Raw genomic sequence first — 18,835 nt, 5'->3', positions numbered from 1 at the left:
GCCTTCCTTATTCTGGATCGGGAATATCGTCATGCGGATCGGGAATCGCGGCGCCAAGCAGCGGCGCGATGTCCGGCATCTCGCTGGCCAGCTTCCACTGGTCGACGCGCGGAACCCACTGCATGTTCCACACTTTGGTATTGCCGTCCACTTCACCGGCCGTGATGCGCTGCGCCAGCTCCGGCAGCGTGTACGGCCCCTGCTGCGTTTTGTTGACGAACACCTTGTAGCGCATGGCCACAGGCGCTGCAGCCACCGGAAGCGCGGAAGGCGAGGAAGACGCGGAAACCGCCGCAGCAGCCGGCGGGGCCACGCTTGCAGGCGCCAGCACGCGCGCCGCAGCCGCGTCGCTGGCGAGCATCTCCGGCTTGAGCACGCGCTTGTCCACCGCATGCTGCACTTCCCAGCTGTAGGCGTCGGTGGACGATCCGGCAACCGGGTCGCTCCACGCCGCCAGCGACTCCAGCGCGCGCTCCACAGACGCAACCGTTCCCGGCTCCAGGCCGGCGCTCAAGGCCTGCGCGCGCTTCACCCACTCGTCGTGCAGGCGCTTGGCGGTAATATTGGGCAGCGACGGCGACGGCAGTTCGGCGCCCGTCTCGTCCACCTCCAGCTTGGGCTGGTACACCCGGTGCTGGTAGTAGCGCATCAGCGCCGCCAGCAGCACGAACTGGTGCGCGCCCATGCGGGCCAGGCGCTGCTGCACCGCGCCGACCACCTGGTCGCGGTAGTAGGCTGGCAGACCGTTGGAGCGGATGGCGAACTCGTTGCCGATCTGCAGCCATTCGCCCGAGCCCTGCTCCACTTCGAACAGGTACTGGCCGCGCGGCTGGAACAGCGCCTCGCGGTCCGCCAGGTCCGCCTTGCGCTTGATGACGCCCAGCGCAATCGCCTGCAGGAACCACTCGTAGTCGTCCGCCAGGCGGTTCAGCTCATCCATCGACGGCGCGATGGGGTGGCGGAAGCGCGTGGAGTCGAAATGCAGGTGCGTCGGGATCTTGGGATTCTCGATCTGGTACGAAGTGCGCCAGGTCGGCAGTCCGCGCAGCACCGTCATCGGCACGCCGGACAGCTCGATGTAGCACACCGCCCTGCCGCCGATGCCGGTGTTGACGATGCTCACCAGGTCGCCGTGGAAGAAGCCGGTCGGCACCGCCGCCTTGATCTCCGCCTCCAGCTTGCGCCATGCATTGGCATCGCCCACGCCGATAAAGCACTTGAACTGGTCCGCGTTGGGCGTGAACTCGGCCGAGAAGCGCGCATTCACCCACGGCATGGCGCTGCGTATCCATTCGTTGAAGGTGTGCTGCCGCTCTTGCGGCGACATCGCCATCAGCCGCTCCAGCAGCGGGTCGGGCGGCGACTGGCCTTGGTCCAGCTGTTCACTGCTCAACTGCGTCTGCGCGCGGCGGAACAGCTTGAGCAACAGCGCCGAGCGCAGCTTCTCGTCGCCCAGCTGCGGGAACAGGCGCGCCGAGCCGCCGAACTCCAGCAGTACTTCCTCGCTCCATACGCTGATGTCGCCGGTGAGCTTGACCGCCTCCGGCACCGTGTCGCTGGCCAGCTTCATGTAGGTGGCGTGTTCGTGCTGCGCGTCGGCGCGCAGCTGCGCAATGCGCTGGTCCACCGCACCCAGCATGGCTTCCACGCAGCGCCGCCCCTCCTGCAGTTCGCCGGCGATGCCGCTCCACACCGCCTGGCCCTGCTCGTCCACCGACTGCGTGTCGCCCAGCCAGGCCGACATGGAACGCAGCAGCTCGACCGACTGCCCCGCCGCGACCGCCAGCATATGGAAGCGCAGATAGTCGGCGATGTCGCGCTTCAGGTGCGCCATCACTTCGCGCGACTGCGCCTCGCTGCCGAACATCTTGGCCGCTGCCTGCGACAGGTTGTTCAGCGATTCCTCCACCTGGCGCGTGCGCAGCGCGTCGCGGATGTCGCGATAGCGCTTGCCGTTGCGTTCCATGTGCACCAGGTCGCGCTGCGAAATGCGCGCCTTGATCTGCTCCAGCAGCGACAGCACGAACTCCAGCCCGCCCTGCTTGCGGTCGTCCAGCAGCGCATACAGCTGCTCGCGCGCGCGGCCCTTCAGGCGCTGCAGCAGTTCGGCCGTGTGGCGCTTCAGACGGTCCTCGCTGGTCTCGGCGGTGGCGCCGGCCTCGCGGATGGCGTCACGCTCCAGGTGCGGCAGCAGTTCGGCCACCTTCTCGCGCCATTGTTTCAGCTCGTAGTCGCCCATGATGCGGTCGATCTCCAGCTGCACCTTGCTCTCGACGCGCTCCAGCAGCGAGCGTTCATCCTTGTCCATCAACAGCTGGTCGGTGAGCGCGTATTCCTGGAACGGCGCCACGTCCACCGTGCCCTTCTTGAAATCCGGGAACTCGTCGAACGGGTGTTCGGACATCGCCATCTGCTCGCGCATAAAGACGTCGCGTTCCTGATCGCCGGCGCGGCGCGCCTTGCTGCCATCGCTGCCCAGCAGGCCGAAGAAGGCTTTCACCATCAGCCCTGCCAGCTCGTAGGCGCGGATGTCTTCGCGCAGGCTTTGCTGCGTGTCCAGCACGGCCTGGCCGAAGGCAGAATAGACCTTGGAATAGGACAGTCGCATGTCGCCGAAGCGCTGCTCCGGCACGCGCGGGTTGAACGGTCCCAGCTTGTGCTGCTGCTGGTTGACCGCCACCGAGCGCTTGCGGTTGGCGAAATCGGCCGAGGCGAAGTCCTCGAACAGCGAATCGGCCACCATCTGGTACACGTCTTTCACGTCCTGCGTGGCCTTGTTGGCCAAGTTCGCGGTATCGACGAAATACACGTCGTCGAACGGCGCGCCACGGCCCGTCAGGCTGTCCGGGTCGGCCCAGCGCACCTGCGCGTTCATGTCGCGCATGGCCGTTTCCAGCTCCATCAGCGTGGCATAGGCGTTGGCTTCGGTGCGCTCCTTGTTGGCCTTGGCGTAACCGGACGGCATGAACATCACCAGGTCCACCTGGCTGTCCGACACTTCCTGGCGCGCGATGGCCTTGGCGATCCAGCCCAGGTCCATGGCGGTGCCGGCGCCGGTGCCGCCGGCGTTGGAACCGATGACGACGATGCGGAACTTGGACGTGTCCACCTGCAGGCCGAGGCGCTGGTAGTTTTCCTTGCGCTCGTTGCCCGCGTTACTGCTCAGGAAGTTCAGCGCGCCCTTGATGCGGCCGCGCAGCTTGGGGTATTTGTCGTACAGGTAAAGCCGCGCCACGGCGCGGATCTGGCCTGCGCCCTTGGACGGGTCGATGCCCAACGAGCGCAGTTTCTTCGGCCGCAGCGGCATCCAGCTTTCGATCAGCGGGAAGCGCGCCAGGCTGTCGTCGGACTCATGGTACTGCTGCAGGTCGATCGATTCGACCAGGCGTTCCTCGTCGCTCAGTTTCACCAGCTCGTACCACGGGTCGCTGCGCTGCGACTTGCCTTCGTCAATCACGGCGCCGCTGTCCAGGTCCACGTGCAGGAAGCGCGCCACCGGGAACTGGCCGATGGCTTCCACGCGCGTGGGGTGGCGGCGGTTCCACACCGCCGACAGGATGCGGCGGCGGATGCGCATCATCACTTCCATGCCGGTGCCGCCCGCGCCGATGAACAGCGTGGGGCGCAGGTCTACCTTGAGTTCGGCCTTTTTGCTGGCGCCGCTGCCGTTGTTCTGGAATTCTGCCATGGTCTCTCCTGGGCTCCTGGTTTAACGGCGGCCCGTCACCAGCGCGCCCGCCAGCGAGGCGATGCCGAGGACGAGCAAGGTGCCGGTGATGGCCACGGTGAGGAATTTGCCGGCGTTCAGAATGGCCAGCACGGCGGCGGCGCTCATGAAGGCCAGGCCGAAGAACATCAGCCAGCCCGCCGTGTCGGCCGAGGACGGCGCCACGCGGCGGCGCACCAGGTGGTTGCTGTAGGCGTTGCGGGCGAAGAAGAACACGATCAGCAGCACCAGGAACACTGCGCCGCCAATGGCCAGATCGCGCGTGGAGGTGTCCGTCGCCGGCGCCCCCTGCACGGGCGCCACCTCGATCGGTGCGCCTGCGGCTCCCGGCGCGCCGGGAGCAGTGGCGGCCGGTGCGGCGCCGGGCGGTACCGGCGACAGCGTGGGTTCGGCCGGCGGCTTGGCGTTCGGGTCGGCCTGGTTGCCGGGGATCTTGAAGCCTGGGTCGGTATTGTTTTGCATTCTGGTTGATCCTCGATGTAAGCAGTTAGCGGCCGAGGCGGACCTGCGCACCTTCGCGCAGGTCCGTCAGCGTGTTTCCAAATAAGCTGGTGTTGAGCACAGCGACCTTGTTGCCGGCCTTGTCGAACAGCGGCTGGCTGTTGCCGGCCTTGACGTGCAGCGTGCGCAATTCGCCTTCCACGGTGACCTGCACCTTGCGTGGGCGCGTGGCGGCCATCACCGCGCCGAAGCCGGCCAGCAGCAGCGCCGCCAGGCCGCCGATCAGCGCCAGCAAGGGCGCGACGCCGAACTGCATGCGCACCTCCAGCGGCAGCACCGCGCGCGAGCCTTGCACCTGGCTGGGCGGGGTGAAGATGTCGGGCAGCGGATCGCCGGGGAACAGCTTGGCCATGCGCTCGCGGAAGGCTTGCGACAGTTCCAGCTTCTGCTCGCTCAGCTGCACTTCGATGGCGCCGGGCAGCACAGCTGCGGAACCGGCCGCCTTCACCGCTTCCAGCGACCATTTGCCCGGCAAGTGCGCCACCGGCAGCTGCATGGTGGACGACAGCGGCTGCGATTTGCCGGGCGCCAGTCCGTTCACCGTGCCGGCGCCCAGCACGATGGGCTTCTCGGCGCCGGCCAGCACGGAGCGCGCGGCCAGGCGCGCGCTGGTGATGGTGTACGGATAGATGGTGTTCTCCAGGCGCCACTGGATGCGCGCGTCCGGCGTGCCGCCGGCCCCGGCAGCGGCGGCAGCGGACGCGCCGGCATCGATGTCGGCGCGCAGGATGCCGTTGGGCTGGGTGGAAAACGCCACGCCGGGCACATTCTCCACTTTCGCAGGGTACAGGCGCACGGTGTCCTGGTCCAGCGGCTTGAGGCGTGCCGGCGGCTCGGTGATGACCTTCTGCAGGCGGCCGGCGCCCAGCAGCGCATCCAGTCCGCGCGCCCCTTCGTCGCCGATAGCGAACACGTAGATCATCATGCCGTTGGCGCTGTAGCGGCCCTGCACCGGCATGTGCAACGGGAAGGCCAGCGCCTTCTTGATGCTGCCGCCGTGGTGGATCAGTTCATAAAATTCGCGGTTGCGCTGCGCGGTGGCCTGGTCGTTGTTCGGGCTGTTCTTGTTATTGGTAAACAGCCAGATCAGGCCCGGCTTGCCGCCCAGCGCTGTGGCGATGGAAGCGCTGACCGCCTCGCCCAGGTCGGTGTCGGCCAGGGCGCTGCTGCCGGGCTTTTTAGCGGTCGTCAACGGCGCCAGCGCGCCCGCCACGGCGGCGCGCTGCGGCTTGTCGTTCACCTGCGCGGCCAGCAGCGCCTTGGGCGACGGCGCACCGGGCAGGCTTTGGTTGAAGGCGGCCAGCACCAGCGCATCGCCGGGCTGGATGGCGGCCAGCACCACTTCCGTCACCAGCGCCTTGTACGGCGAGGCGGGGTCGGTGTAGAACGGCTCCATCCAGCCGGAGTTCTGCACCAGGAAAACGTGCGACACCGGCGCGGCCAGCGCCGCGCCCGGCAAAGTCAACGCGCAAGCCAACGCCAGCGCCGCGGCGCACGGCGCCGGTCGCAGCGAGGGCCGCAGCAAGGCCAGCCGCATCATGGCAGCGCTTTCAAGTGCCAGCCGCGAATCTCGTTCCAGCTCGGGTGGTGCAGCCACAGGCAATCGTGGTACACGAAGGGCTGGCAGTCGCCCGGATGCGACAGCCGCACCGCCTCGTCCAGGATCACGTTGCGCTGCCCCACCCATTCGATCAGGGTGCGCTGGATCACCGCGCCGCCCAGCGCGTCCTCGGCCTTGGCGGGCGGGCGCTCCATGCGCAGCACCAGGCCGGTGGGCTGGCTGCGCGTGCTGCTGACGTTTTCCAGCAGCGGCAGCACCAGCGCCGAATCGCGGCTCTGGTCTTCCACGTTCTCCACGTCCCACGGTTCGTTCTTGACCTGGTGGCCGCGCCGGAACAGCAGCGTGCCGAAGCCGAGCCGCGCGCCGTCCAGCAAGGCGTGTTCCTGTGCCTGCGCCACGCCCAGCTCGCGGAAGGAATAGCCCTGGCCCTGGTGATGGCCGATCTGCCACAGGCGGCCGTCGCGGCTGCGGGCCGGCGCGCCCAGCTGCAGGCGCGGCGCCCAGTCCGCAGGCCACGGCAGCCATTGCGGCGCGCTGCCGGGACGCCATTGCAGATGGCCCTGCGCGTGCAGCCAGATCAGTTTTCCGTCGTAGCTCAAGGGGCGCGACCAGCCTTCGGCCGGAACCGCGCCGCCGGCGGCCGGCGGGTGATCAACCCGCCCTGCGGACTCCGCATCCGGGTCCGGGATCGCATCAGGCGCCGCCGAAGTGCCCGGTTCCGCCGCAATCTCCAGCGTCTCTCCGTCCGCTCCCTCGGCATCGGCCGTCCACAGGCGCACGCCGGCGGGGGCCGCGATCAGGCAGGCCATGCGCCGCCCCACCATGCCGGGCGAACTGGCCAGCCGGGCCGACAGCACCACTTCAGTATGGAAACTCTCGCTGACCGGATTGATCACCAGCCGCACCAGCCCCTGTCCCGACGGCACCAGCGCCACCTCGCCGCGCCGCGCGCCGCCATGCGCCGGCAGCCAGGCGTAGGCCGACGCGCTGAAGCTCAGGTCCGCCAGATGATCTTCGCACGTCATGACGTGCCAGCGCGCGGCGGCCGGGTCCCAGTACTGCAGCACGTTGCGGGTGTAAGCCAGCGCCAGCAAGCGCTGCGCGGCAAAGCCGAAGTCCGCCGCCGCGAACATGCAGACCGCGTTCGGCGGCGCCGGGATCTTCAATTCGGCCTGCCCCACTTCCGGCTCCGGCGGCCGTGATTCCAGGCTGGCCGCCAGCGGCAGCGCCGTCAGCGGCAGGCCGTGCGGCGCATGCCGCGGCAGCGGCGCCTCGTTCACCGGCAGCGGCGCCGTGCTCGGCCCCCACCACGCGGGCAGGCGCTGCGCCGCCGGCGCGCACGCCTGCAGCGCCGCGCCGCATTCCGGACAGTACGCAAAGCCTTGCGGATAGATGGCCGCGTGCGCGCAGCCCGCAGGCAGCGACGCGCCCAATAGCTGCGCCACGTCCGGCAGGCGGCTGCGCGCCTGCGCCTGCCACTCGATGCGGCTTAAGCCCTGGCTGGACGCCAGCTGAAATTGCCCACTTTCATCGTCCTCCAGCCAGACGCTGTCGGAAGTCTCCCACCTGTATGCCATGTATGTGCTCGAATTAATCCGCTTGCGGAACCTGAGCTCCGCCTGGGCAAGCTCAAGTTGTTCTTTGCATCATAACGCAGCGCCTTGCGGTTCGGGCAAGACACCACAAAAAAATACGCCCCATTTTACTGGGGCGTATTGCGCTGTATCGCGGATTTTAGCCGAACTTTCGCGGCAGACTATTTGTAGATGCCGACGCCTATCAGCACATCGCCGAATTTCTCGATATATGTGGATTTGTCTTCCATGTTCTTGCTCACCGAATTGGGCCATTTGTACGAGACCCAGCCCTTGCCGGCCGGGCTGTTGGCCACTTTCAGGAATTCCTTGATGGGAAACACGCCGCCGGCGTTCAGCTCGGTCAGGTTCTTGTTGACCATCTTGGCGTTCTGGCCATGCGCCAGCGCCACGCCCTGCTGCTCGCCCGTGGTGCCGAACATGAAGACGTACAGATCGCCCTTGATGAATTCGCCCTTCGGGTCGTTGAAGGCGGCAATGGCCTTGTCGCGTCCGTTCTTGTCCATGTAGGCGCCGGCTTTCTTCACCATGGCCACCGCCTCGTCGGCTGTGCCGCGGTGGGCGGCGTCCTGCGCGCGGGCGGCGCCACCGATGGACAAGGCCAGCACGGCGGCAAACAGGACCTGGAATGCATGTTTCATCATAAAACGTCTCCTTGGGGATAGGCGCGGACAGATCGTTGCTGCCCGTCACTCAAACATAGCACATGCCTTACAGCAACACTAAGACTTCCGCAAGCGGGTTGCGCAAAGCAGACGCCAGAGTCTGATATGCATCAAATTGCCGCCCAGCCAGCGGCATAAGCTGGACAGCGGGGTCTTCCCGCACTGCTTCCGAAAGGACTGTCATGCCTGCTCACATCACCATCCGCGACGGTTCGCCATACTGGTGGGCCAGCACCGATATCTGGGTCGTGCCCGGCGCCGATCCGAACGGCGCGCCCGGCACGCCGGTGGCCGGCCAGCCGGCCTACCTCTGGGCCCACGCCGTCAACAGCGGCAACACGGTTGCCAACGGCACCCGCATCGATTTCTACTGGGCCGACCCGAGCGCCCAGGTGGTGGTCGGCACCGCCAATCCGATCGGCTCGGCCTTCGTGGACCTGGACCTGGACCCGGCCGGGCAGGACGTGCTGTGCCTGGTGCCCTGGGTGCCGGTCATCGTCAACGGCGGGCACGAATGCCTGCTGGCCGTGGCGCACAGCCCTGGCGACAGCAACCCGATACCCGATCCGCTGCCGAACGGCTATGTGTTCGACCCGCCCGCGCACGACCAGATCGCGCAGCGCAACATCACCGTGCTGATGGCCAGCATGCTGGCGGCAGCCATGGTGATCAGCGTGCGCGCCCTGCCGCGCCAGGACAAGGAAGCCTTCATCAGCGTGGAATACGGCGGCGAACTGGACCAGCGGCAAATGGCGCTGCTGGGCCTGGACAAGCTGGACTTGCGGCCGGCGCCGCAACGCTCCGTGCAGGTGGAACTGAGCCTGGAGCCGGTTTGCGGCGGCAAGCACCGGCATGGGCCTGACCGCGGCGACAGCGCGGGCACTGGCGGCGGTGAAGCAGGCCGGCAGGGCGGCCAGGAGCAAGTACTGGCGGTGAGCATGTCCAAGACCTACGCGGCCGGCTCCGAAGTCGGCGGCGACGAGACGCTGGAGCAGGAACCCGGCGTGGTGGAAGACGACATGGGCGCGGCGGGCGGCGCGGCCCGGCCCGGCGGCGCGGCAGCCGGCAGCGGCGCCGTCCACAGCGGCGAACCGGAAGGCGCGGACTACGGCAGGCACGGCGGCCGCGGCCTGCGCGTGAACCTGCGGCGCGGCATGGCCGCCGCCGTGTACGCCGCCTTCAGCGCGGACGGCCTGCGCCCCGGCCAGTACCAGCTGGTGCACATCATCGAACGCAGCCAGGGCAAGGTGGTGGGCGGCGTCAGTTATGTCGTGGCTCGGCCCAACCCAGGGCAAGGAGAGAAAAAATGAGCGCTACCCCCATGCAGGTGCTCACGCGCCCGTTCGCGATTGAGCCGGTCACCAGCATCATGCTGCCGGACGGTATTTTCGACAACGCCATTTATGGCCTGCGCATTGCCGCCCACATCACCAATCTGTCCTCCAGCGAACTGACCAACGTCACCGTGTGGCTGGAAAGCGTGGGCGACCCCGGCATCGCGCCGGTAGCGCGCACCTTCCATTTCGCCAGCATCCCGGCCGGCGCCGCCATCCAGGTGATGTGGGACGCCGACTTCCAGCACGCCAGCCCCGGCAAGCCGCTGGTCAGCATCCTGGCGCGCGCCGACGGCTTTACCGCGCGCCGCTCGATCCAGCAAATCTTCGTCTCGGAAACCCGTTTCGACGCCGTCAACAACACCTACACTTGCACCGTGCAGGAAGGCACGCTGACGGTGTCCGGCCTGAAAGGCCACTTGCCCGGCAGGCGCTGGGGCCAGACCGGACCGGATGGCAAAGAGTGCATCTGTCCGCCCGGCGGCGGCCCCGTGGTGCCGACCGGGCTGACCATGGTGTGGGTGCCGAATCCGCCCTTCGCCGGCGTGCACGGCGAGCTGCCCTTTGCCGACCCGTGGTGGAAGATCCTCGCCATCATCATCGCCATCATCGCCGCGCTGGTGGCCATCATCGCGGCCGCGCTGGGGGCGGGCAAGGCCAGCTTCAGCGTGGGCGGCAGCGTCGAGGAAACCGACCCCAGCGTCACCTGCTGCTCGCTGGACGGCGCCGCCTCGGGCCAGCCGGAATATACGGTGGCCGGGGTGGCCTCGGCCATCGCCTCGGTGGCCATCGCCGTGGCCTGCTCGGACGCGGCCGACCCGTTCTGGCGCGGCCAGGAAGCCACGGCGCCGGCCCCCGGCGAACTGACCGTGGGCGAACGCGTGGTGGCCGAATGGACCATGCTGGAAGCGCCCAATGCCGGCGTGCCCTACGCCACCGACGTCAGCTGGACCTACCAGCGCATCACCACCGGCGCCACCTACAGCCACAGCGTGACGGAAACCCAGACCAACATCCATACCGCCGGCGCGGTGGACGTGGAAACGCCGCCGCAGGTGCAAGCCTTCAGTCCCTTGTGGGTGCGCGCCAGGTTCCACCGCGAGGACGGCAGCCTGTTCCACGGCACCGACCTGTATTCCTTCGCCATCTTCCAGGCGCCGCAGGGCTTGAATTTCATCGTCCCGCTCACCGACGACGGCCTGGGCTTCGACCCCGGCGCCAACGACGGCGTCTACGCGGGCAGCCTGAACCTGGAGCTGGCCTACCGCATCCTGCTCAAGTTCAAGCAAACCGTCTATGGCATGTGGCGCCTTTTCCTGTTCGCGCAGGACGTGAACCTGACCAAGCCGGGCACGCCGCCGGAAATCGCCGCGCAGCACATCGGCGGCTTCTTCGTGGCCAGCGCCGTCGCGATCACCTTCGACGACACGCTGCCCTGCCCGCTGAAGGCGCAGGCCAGCATCATGGTGGTGTAGCGGGCGGGCCGGGAGGCAGGACCTACTCGGCCACGATCTTCTTGGGCGGCGGCGGCGGCGCGAAGGCCACGGTTTCGCCGCCGGGCGCGCTGTCCATCGCGTCCGAGTACTCGAGCCAGCGGTTCAGCGCGTCCATGCGGCGGATCACGATGCCCTTGCTGCTGATATAGCCGACTTGCTCGAAGTTCTCCGGCTTGCTGACCATCTTGCTGGTGGTCGGCAGGTTGTCGAGCAGGCGCTCGAAGCACTTGCGCGCCTTCTGCTCCCATTTCGCCAGCGTCGGCTCGGCGAAGCGGTTGCTCTCGTAATAAATGGTCAAGGTGCGGTCATGGTTGCCGAACCCGACGATGGCTGCGCCCTTGCGCACCGTTTGCAGCACTTCTTCCTTGATGGCCGTGGTCGGCACGAACAGCGCCGCCCGTCCGTCGCCATCGTCAGGCCGTTCCAGCGGCAAATCCATTCCCTTCACTGAGCTCATCGCTGCCTCCTGGCCTGTAGTGTGACACCGGATCTATAAGTTGCCGTCCGGCTATATTCCAACGATTTTACGCGCCTCCCCTGCGCTGTACAAGGAAATTGCAAGGCATATAATGCTCCTGCCTCCAATATGTATTACTTCTGATTAAAAAATGACACAGTTGTCCGATCTCCCGCCTTCCGCCTCCCCCGCCCCGGCCGGCGCCATGCCCGCAGCCGCCGTCGACACGGCCGCCCGCAACGTCGCCGACCTGCTGGCCATGGCCATCGAATACGCGCCGCCGCAGCGCGCGCTGGTGGTGCACGACCGGCGCTGCGAGCTGAACCAGGCGTTGACCGAAGCCTACCGCCGCGCCCTGCCGGACGGCCGTTTCATCGATTTCGACACCGTGGCCCCGGACCAGGTGCTGGCCGCGTTCGCCGAACTGGGCCGGGACGACCTGGTGGTGCTGATCCAGTCCACCAGTTTCCGGCTGGAAGCGTTCCGCATCCGCATCGAACTGTTCAAGCGCGGCCTGAAGGTGATCGAACATGTGCACCTGTCGCGCATGCCCGGCGAGCAGGGCCTGCACTACATCGCCTCGCTGGCCTACGACCCGGCCTACTACCGCGGCGTGGGCCGCGCCCTGAAGGCGCGCATCGACGCCGCGCAGTCGGCCGTGGTGGACAGCGGCGACGGCGCGCTGCTGCGCTTCGACTCGCCGCTGGAACCGGCCAAGCTCAATATCGGCGACTACCGCGACATGAACAACGTCGGCGGCCAGTTCCCCATCGGCGAAGTGTTCACCGAAGCGCAGGACCTGGAAGCGGTCAGCGGCCGGGTGCGCGTGTTCGTGTTCGGCGACACCTCCTTCCACGTGAACCACCCGGCCAAGCCGATCACCATGATCGTCGAGCAGGGCCGGGTCACCGGCGCCATCGATTCCACGCCCGAATTCGACAACATGCTGGCCATCATCCGCGCCCACGAAGGCGAAGTGTGGCTGCGCGAACTGGGCTTCGGCATGAACCGCGCGTTCTCGCGCCACTGCCTGGTCAACGACATCGGCACCTTCGAGCGCATGTGCGGCATCCACCTGTCGCTGGGCGCCAAGCACGGGCAATACCAGAAACCGCAGTTCAAGCGCAAGGATGCGCGCTATCATGTGGACGTGTTCGCCGTGACCGAAGCGGTCTGGCTGGACCAGCAAGCGGTCTACCGGGACGGCGCCTGGCAGGTTTAAGGGCCAGGCCCAAGGGCATACACATCGGGAACGGAGCTCATGCACGCAGTGATTACTATGCTGGAAGCGCTGTTCAACCAGATTCCGCTCAGCCTGCTCGAAGTGTGGGGCCGGCTGGGTTACCTGATCGGCATCGCGCTGATGCTGTGCGCCTATGGCGGCGTGACCTTCCGCGCCGGCGGGCGCTGGGCGCCGGGCCGCACCAGCCAGTGCTGGAACAGCCGCGCGCTGATCGCCGCCGTCTTCACCTTCGCCATGGTGTTCATCACCGGCTACCTGGGCTCGTCCATCGTGCTGGTGCCGGGCGCGCAAACCTTCGAATCGCTGAAGGACTTGTCGGTCTTCCTGTGCATCGTGCTGTTCGGCTATCCGGCGCTGCTGGCGGCGCCCTTCGCCTACGGCCTGTCCGACCTGGTCGAAGGCGTGCCGCCGGCCTTCCTCGGCGACTGGCTGTTCGGTTACTTCATCAATCCGGCCTGCTTCTGGCTGGCGCACCAGCTGATCGGGCGCGATCCCGACTTCCGCCGCGCCCGCACCTGGGGCTGGTACGCGCTGTTCGTGCTGGCCTTCATGGCCATCGAACCGCTGCTGTGGGGCTACATCACCTCGCCCCAGTTCACGCCCGAGCTGGCCTACCGCAGCGTGACCCCGGCGCTGGCGTTCACCACCCTGGTCACCTGGGCCCTGGCGCCCTTCGCCATGCTGCTGGCACTGCCGCTGGCGCGGCGCTGCGGCATGTTCTGGGCCGACGTGCCGCGCCATGTGCAGGAACGCGCCTTCGGCCAGCCGGCATGGCGCTGGGCCGGCGCGGCTACCGGCGGCCAAGCGGACGGCGCCGGCGACGGCGGCGTGCCCATCCCGGCCCTGCTGGCTGCGCCTTTCATCGCACTGGTCCTGCTGCTGGTGGGCGCCACCGCCTTCCTCACGCTGCGCAGCGCGGAAACCTCGGCCGACAAGCTGGCCACGCGCCTGCACCAGGAAATCGCCGACAACATCAACTTGCGGCTGGACGACTACCTGGCCGCGCGCCAGGCCGCCGGCAGCCCGGCCCCGGCGCGCGAGCCTGCCGACGCGGCCCAGCTGGCCGGCATGCTGCAAGGCCTGCCGCTGGCTGGCCATGGCCGCGCCATCGTCATCGACCGGCTGGGACGCGTGGTGGCGCGCTCCCGGCCTGCCGCGCAGCAGGCCGGCGGCGCCGCCGACCCGGTGGCGCAGGCCGCGCTGCAAGCGCTGCTCACGCGCGCCGGCAGTTACATGGCCATCCAGGCGCCGCTGCAGCTGGACTTTGACGTGCTGACCAGCAAGCCGCTGTCGCGCGAACGCTGGCTGCTGCAGGCCACGCCCTACCTGGACCGCAACGGCGGCCACGACTGGCTGCTGCTCACCGCCATGCCGCAAGCGTGGTACCAGGACGGCGTCCGCGCCGGCAACAGCCAGTCCGCCATGGTGGTGGCGGTGGCCCTGCTGCTGTCGCTGGTGGCCGCCAGCCTGCTGTCGGCCATGGTGACGGCGCCCATCCGCCGCATCGCGCGCGCCAGCGGCGCCATGGCGGCGGGCGACCTCAGCCAGCGCGTGCCGGTCAGCCGGCTGGCCGAGCTGGGCGAGCTGGGGCAGGCCTTCAACAACATGGCCGGACGGCTGCAAAACTCCTTCGACCAGCTGCACGCCATGGCCGACCAGCTGGCCGCGCGCGAACGGGCGCTCGAGCAAAGCGAGCGGCGCTACCGCAACCTGTACGAAGACGTGCCCATCCCGCTGTTCCGCACCAACCGCGACGGCATGCTGGACGAAATCAACGACGCCGGCATGCGCCTGCTGGGCGTGCAGCGCCGCGAGCAGGTGCGCAGCCAGAACGTGCTCGACCTGTACGCCGACCCCGCCAGCCGCCTGCGCTGGCAGGCAGACATGGAACGCGACGGCGGCATTTCACGCCGCACCGCCGTGCTGATGCGCCGTCCCGGCGACGGCAAGGAAATGTACGTCAATGTGGTGGCGCGCCCCGTTGCCGACCCCGATACCGGGCAGCTGGCCTACATCGAAGGCTGCGTGGAAGACATCACCGAGCGCAAGCAAGCCGAAGACGAGCTGCGCCGCCACCGCGCCCACCTGGAGGAACTGGTGCGCGAACGCACCGCCGAACTGTCGGTGGCGCTCAGCCGCGCCGAGGCCGCCAGCCATGCCAAAAGCGTGTTCCTGTCCAATATGAGCCACGAACTGCGCACCCCGCTCAACGCCGTCATCGGCTTCTCGCAATTGCTGCAGAACGACAGGGACGTAGGCGAGCCGCAAAAGGAGCAGCTGGCCATGATCAACCGCTCCGGCCACCACCTGCTTACGCTCATCAACGACATCCTGGAACTGTCGAAAATCGAATCCGGCCGCACCGAACTGCAGCTGCTGCCGGTCGATCTGCACAGCCTGTTCGATTCGGTGCTGGGCATGCTGCGCCTGCGCGCCGCCCAGCACGGCATCGCACTCAAGCTGGAAGCAGCCGGCGTGCCGCAGGTGATCCTCGCGGACGGCCCCAAGCTGCGCCAGGTGCTGCTCAACCTGCTCTCCAACGCCGTCAAGTTCACCGAGCACGGCAAGGTCACGCTGTCGGTGCGCGGCAGCGCCGCCGAAGGCGACACGGTGCGGCTGCGCTTCGCCGTGGTGGACACCGGCCCCGGCATCGCCGAGGACGACCGGCACCGCATCTTCCAGCCCTTCATCCAGGCCGGCAGCGCCACCAGCCAGGCCGGCACCGGCCTGGGCCTGACCATCAGCCGCGAGTTCGTGCAACTGATGGGCGGCGACCTGCAATTGCAGTCATCGCCCGGGGCCGGCTCCACCTTCAGCTTCGCGCTGACGGTACGCCAGCGGCCCGGCGCGCTGTCGCCGGCGCAGGCGCGCGACCGGGTGGCAGGCTTGCCGGCATCCGAGCGCGGCAAGACCATCCTGGTGGTGGACGACAACGCCGACGGCCGCCAGCTGCTGCACACCCTGCTCGCGCCGCTCGGCTTCGCCCTGCACGAAGCGCGCGACGGGGTGGAAGGCCTGCAGCGCATCCTGGCGCTGCAGCCGGACCTGGTGCTGCTGGACTGGCGCATGCCGAACATGGACGGGCTGGAAGTGACGCGCCAGGTGCGCGAGCAGCCCGGCCTGAAGCAGCCGCGCATCGTGATCCTGACCGCCAGCGCCTTCGAGGAAGAGCGCCGCGAAGCGCTGCAGTCGGGCGCCGACGATTTCCTGCGCAAGCCGCTGGAGCAGGACGACCTGTTCGCCATGCTGGAACTGCAGCTCGGCCTGCATTTCCTGCGCGAGCCGCTGTCCGCCTCGGCCGCCGCGGCGCACGCGCCGCTGCTCGCTGCGGACCTGGCGCCGCTGCCGGACGAGCTGCGCAGCGCGCTGAAGCAAGCCGTGGCCGACCTCGACCCGGCCCGCATCGAACGCCTGACCGGCCAGCTGGCCGCCAGCGCCCCCGACCTGGCCACACGCTTGCACGCCATGCTGGAGCGCGCCGAGTTCAGGCAGCTGTGGGAACTGCTGTGATGGTTTGCCTGGCCTGAATTGGCTCAGGCGGCCAGCAAGGCCTTGTCCCACGGCGGTACCGGCTGGTACTCCGCCACCAGGAAATCGATCAGCGCGCGCACCCTCGGCGACGGCTGGCGGCTGGCGGGATACAGGGCGCTGAGGTAGTTGAGCGGCAGTTCCCAGTCCTCCAGCACCGGCACCAGGGTGCCGTACAGCAGCGCTTCGCACGCCAGGAAGGTGGTGCTGTAGACGATGCCGAGGCCGCGCAGCGCGGCCTGGTGCAGCACCAGGCCGTTGTTGGCGGTGAAGGCGGCGTTGATGCGCACGGCGCGGCGCTCCTCCCCTTTCGCGAAATGCCAGGTGGCGCCGTCGGTCAGGTGGCTGAAGTGCAGGCACTGGTGCTGCGCCAGGTCTTCCGGCACGGCCGGCCGGCCGGCGCGCGCCAGATAGGCCGGGCTGGCGCACAGCACGCCCTTGCACGGCGCCAGCGGGCGCAGCGACAGCGCGCGGCTGTCCGGAATGCCGCCCACCCGTATCGTCAGGTCGAAGCCGTGCTCGATGGGGTCGAGCAGCGCGTCGTCCACGTAGAGCAGCGGCGTGAGGCGCGGATGCGGCAGGCTGAAGCGGGCCACGGCGTCCGCCAGCCAGGCGCTGCCGAAGCTGGACGGGGCCTGGATGCGCAGCGGCCCGGCCAGTTCGCCGCCGGCCTCGCGCACGCCGGTAACCACATGCGCCGCCTCCTGCGCCTGGGCCACCGTGGCCATGCACGGCGCCAGGTAAGCCTGGCCGATGTCGGTCAGGCTCACCTCGCGGGTCGAGCGGTGCAGCAGCCGCGCCTGCAGCTTGTCCTCCAGTTGCATGATGTGCTTGCTCACCATGGCGCGCGTCAGCCCCAGCCGGCGGCCGGCCGCGCTGAAGCTGCGCAGCCGCGCCACTTCGACGAATATTTCCATTGCCCTGAGCTGGTCCATGGCGCATTGTCTCCATTTTAGCGACAATGTGTCAACCGTTTGCGGATTGTGACGCTGCCGGGGCGACCGTACAATGGCTGTTCCCTATTCCCATCCTATCCTTCCGGAGTTCCCCGCCATGTTGACCGAAGCACAAAAACAGCAATACGAGCGCGATGGCTACATCGTCCTGCCCGGTTTCAAGCGCCTGGACGAGATCGCCGCGCTGCGCGAACGCGCCGCCAGCATTGTCAACGAATTCGATCCAACCGTGGCGCAGGGCATCTTCACCACCAAGGACCAGGAGCAGAAGGCCGACGAGTACTTCCTGCGTTCGGACAACACCATCCGCTGCTTCTTCGAGGAAGAAGCCTTCGGCCCGGACGGCCAGCTGAAGCAGGCCAAGGAGCTGTCGATCAACAAGATCGGCCACGCCATGCACGACCTGGACCCGGTGTTCCGCGCCTTCTCGGCCGACCCGAAACTGGCGGCCGTGGCGCGCGACCTGGGCCTGGCCGAGGCGCAGGTGTGGCAGTCGATGTACATCTTCAAGCAGCCGGGCATCGGCGGCGAAGTGCGCTGGCACCAGGACGCCACTTATTTCGACACCACGCCCATCAGCGTGACCACGTTCTGGTTCGCGCTGGAGGACGCCACCCTGGACAACGGCTGCCTGTGGGCCGAGCCGGGCGGCCACCGCACGCCGCTGCGCGAGCGCTTCGTGCGCAATGGCGACCATATCCGCGTCGAGAAGCTGGACGCCATGCCGTGGCCGGACGACTCCACCGCCGTGCCGCTGGAATGCCAGGCCGGCAGCCTGGTGTGCTTCCACGGCCTGCTGCCGCACTACAGCGCGCCCAACCGCTCGCCGGTGTCGCGCCACGCCTACACGCTGCACGCCACCGACGCGCGCACCGCATACTCGCCGCAGAACTGGATACAGCGCGGCGCCGATTTCCCGGTGCGCGGCTTCATCTGACAGGCAAAACCACATGCAGATCAAGATTTTCGCCCCGCACTGGGGCAGCAACGGGCTGGCGCCGCAGGCCTTCATCGACAAGGTGCAAGCGGCCGGCTTCGACGGCATCGAGATGTCGCTGCCGCTGGACGGCGCCGCGCGCGGCGACTGGACGCGCCGCATTGCCGAGGCCGGCCTGGCGCTGATTGCGCAGCAGTGGGAAACCGTGTTCCACCCGCAGTTCGGGGCGCACAAAAAGGCGCTGGCCGAACTGCTGCACAACGCCTGCGCCGCGCGCCCGGTGCTGGTCAACAGCCACACCGGCAAGGACTTCTACAGCCCGGCGCAGAACCTGGAACTGATTGCGCTGGCCGACGCCATCTCGCTGGAGCACGGCGTGCCCATCGTGCATGAAATCCACCGCAGCCGTTTCAGCGGGCATCCGATGCTGCTGCTACCCTATCTGGACAAGCTGCCGCAGTTGCAGTTGACGGCGGACCTGTCGCACTGGTGCTGCGCCTGCGAATCGCTGCTGGAAGACCAGCCGGAAACGCTGGCCGCCACCCTGCCGCATGTGCGCCACATCCATGCCCGCGTGGGCCATGCGCAAGGGCCGCAGGTGGCGGACTTCCGCGCGCCGGAGGCGGCGGATGCGCTGCAGGCGCACCTGCAGTGGTGGGACCGCATCGTGGAACTGCGCCGCGCCGCCGGCGCCGGCGTGCTGACCATGACGCCGGAATTCGGCCCGGCGCCCTATCTGCAAACGCTGCCCTACACCGGCCAGCCTACTGTCGACCAGTGGCAGCTGAACCTGGCCATGCTGCAGCTGCTGCGCGCGCGCTACGCCTGAGCACCA

The 18,835-nt window shown here is 68.1% G+C and carries 13 protein-coding genes; 6 read left to right on the top strand and 7 right to left on the bottom strand.

The window, feature by feature from the left end:
- Positions 1-7: 7 nt before the first annotated feature.
- The 5 genes from ASD15_RS11580 to ASD15_RS11560 all read right to left on the bottom strand — a co-directional run bounded on the left by ASD15_RS11580 (position 8) and on the right by ASD15_RS11560 (position 8,028).
- Positions 8-3,688: a tubulin-like doman-containing protein gene (locus tag ASD15_RS11580; protein ID WP_057155001.1), complete on the bottom strand. Its 3,681-nt coding sequence runs from the start codon at positions 3,686-3,688 to the stop codon at positions 8-10.
- Positions 3,689-3,709: 21 nt separating this feature from the next.
- A complete protein-coding gene (locus ASD15_RS11575; protein WP_057155000.1) occupies positions 3,710-4,189 on the bottom strand; it encodes a hypothetical protein in 480 nt (159 codons plus the stop codon).
- A 25-nt stretch (positions 4,190-4,214) separates the two neighbouring features.
- On the bottom strand, positions 4,215-5,825 hold the full coding sequence (locus ASD15_RS11570; protein ID WP_229418157.1) for a hypothetical protein: 1,611 nt from the start codon (positions 5,823-5,825) through the stop codon (positions 4,215-4,217).
- Positions 5,765-7,366: a hypothetical protein gene (locus ASD15_RS11565; RefSeq protein ID WP_057154999.1), complete on the bottom strand. Its 1,602-nt coding sequence runs from the start codon at positions 7,364-7,366 to the stop codon at positions 5,765-5,767. The genes ASD15_RS11570 and ASD15_RS11565 overlap by 61 nt, the downstream gene beginning before the upstream one ends.
- Before the next feature lie 179 nt (positions 7,367-7,545).
- On the bottom strand, positions 7,546-8,028 hold the full coding sequence (locus tag ASD15_RS11560; protein ID WP_307188278.1) for a cache domain-containing protein: 483 nt from the start codon (positions 8,026-8,028) through the stop codon (positions 7,546-7,548).
- Between the two features lie 203 nt (positions 8,029-8,231).
- On the opposite strand from ASD15_RS11560, the gene ASD15_RS11555 reads away from it, so the two are divergent.
- Both ASD15_RS11555 and ASD15_RS11550 read left to right on the top strand, forming a co-directional pair.
- Entirely contained in the window at positions 8,232-9,359 is a 1,128-nt protein-coding gene (locus ASD15_RS11555) for a hypothetical protein (protein WP_057154998.1), read from the top strand.
- Complete coding sequence (locus ASD15_RS11550; protein ID WP_157200905.1) at positions 9,356-10,858, top strand: choice-of-anchor X domain-containing protein; 1,503 nt, start codon at positions 9,356-9,358, stop codon at positions 10,856-10,858. Before ASD15_RS11555 ends, ASD15_RS11550 begins: the two co-directional genes overlap by 4 nt.
- A 22-nt stretch (positions 10,859-10,880) precedes the next feature.
- Here the strand turns inward: ASD15_RS11550 and ASD15_RS11545 are convergent, their stop codons facing one another.
- Entirely contained in the window at positions 10,881-11,336 is a 456-nt protein-coding gene (locus ASD15_RS11545) for a hypothetical protein (protein ID WP_057154996.1), read from the bottom strand.
- A 151-nt stretch (positions 11,337-11,487) separates the two neighbouring features.
- Here ASD15_RS11545 and ASD15_RS11540 point away from each other — a divergent pair, with 151 nt between their 5' ends.
- Together ASD15_RS11540 and ASD15_RS11535 are read left to right on the top strand one after the other, a co-directional pair.
- Positions 11,488-12,558 carry a hypothetical protein gene (locus tag ASD15_RS11540; protein ID WP_373888171.1) on the top strand — a complete coding sequence of 357 codons (1,071 nt, stop codon included), beginning with the start codon at positions 11,488-11,490 and terminating at the stop codon, positions 12,556-12,558.
- A gap of 39 nt (positions 12,559-12,597) precedes the next feature.
- Positions 12,598-16,089, top strand: a complete 3,492-nt coding sequence (locus tag ASD15_RS11535) for an ATP-binding protein (RefSeq protein WP_082551769.1) — start codon at positions 12,598-12,600, stop codon at positions 16,087-16,089.
- Between the two features lie 23 nt (positions 16,090-16,112).
- Here ASD15_RS11535 and ASD15_RS11530 read toward each other — a convergent pair whose 3' ends face one another.
- Complete coding sequence (locus tag ASD15_RS11530; RefSeq protein WP_229418156.1) at positions 16,113-17,042, bottom strand: LysR family transcriptional regulator; 930 nt, start codon at positions 17,040-17,042, stop codon at positions 16,113-16,115.
- Between the two features lie 118 nt (positions 17,043-17,160).
- On the opposite strand from ASD15_RS11530, the gene ASD15_RS11525 reads away from it, so the two are divergent.
- Positions 17,161-18,000, top strand: a complete 840-nt coding sequence (locus ASD15_RS11525; protein WP_057154992.1) for a phytanoyl-CoA dioxygenase family protein — start codon at positions 17,161-17,163, stop codon at positions 17,998-18,000.
- Positions 18,001-18,013: 13 nt separating this feature from the next.
- Positions 18,014-18,829, top strand: a complete 816-nt coding sequence (locus ASD15_RS11520; RefSeq protein ID WP_057154991.1) for a sugar phosphate isomerase/epimerase — start codon at positions 18,014-18,016, stop codon at positions 18,827-18,829.
- Positions 18,830-18,835 lie beyond the last annotated feature (6 nt).

The sequence above is a fragment of the Massilia sp. Root351 genome (assembly GCF_001425045.1).
In the GTDB taxonomy this organism is placed as follows: Bacteria; Pseudomonadota; Gammaproteobacteria; order Burkholderiales; family Burkholderiaceae_D; genus Rugamonas.
The sequence above is the reverse complement of the archived record's forward strand: the minus strand, read 5'-3'. Positions and strand labels throughout refer to the sequence as shown.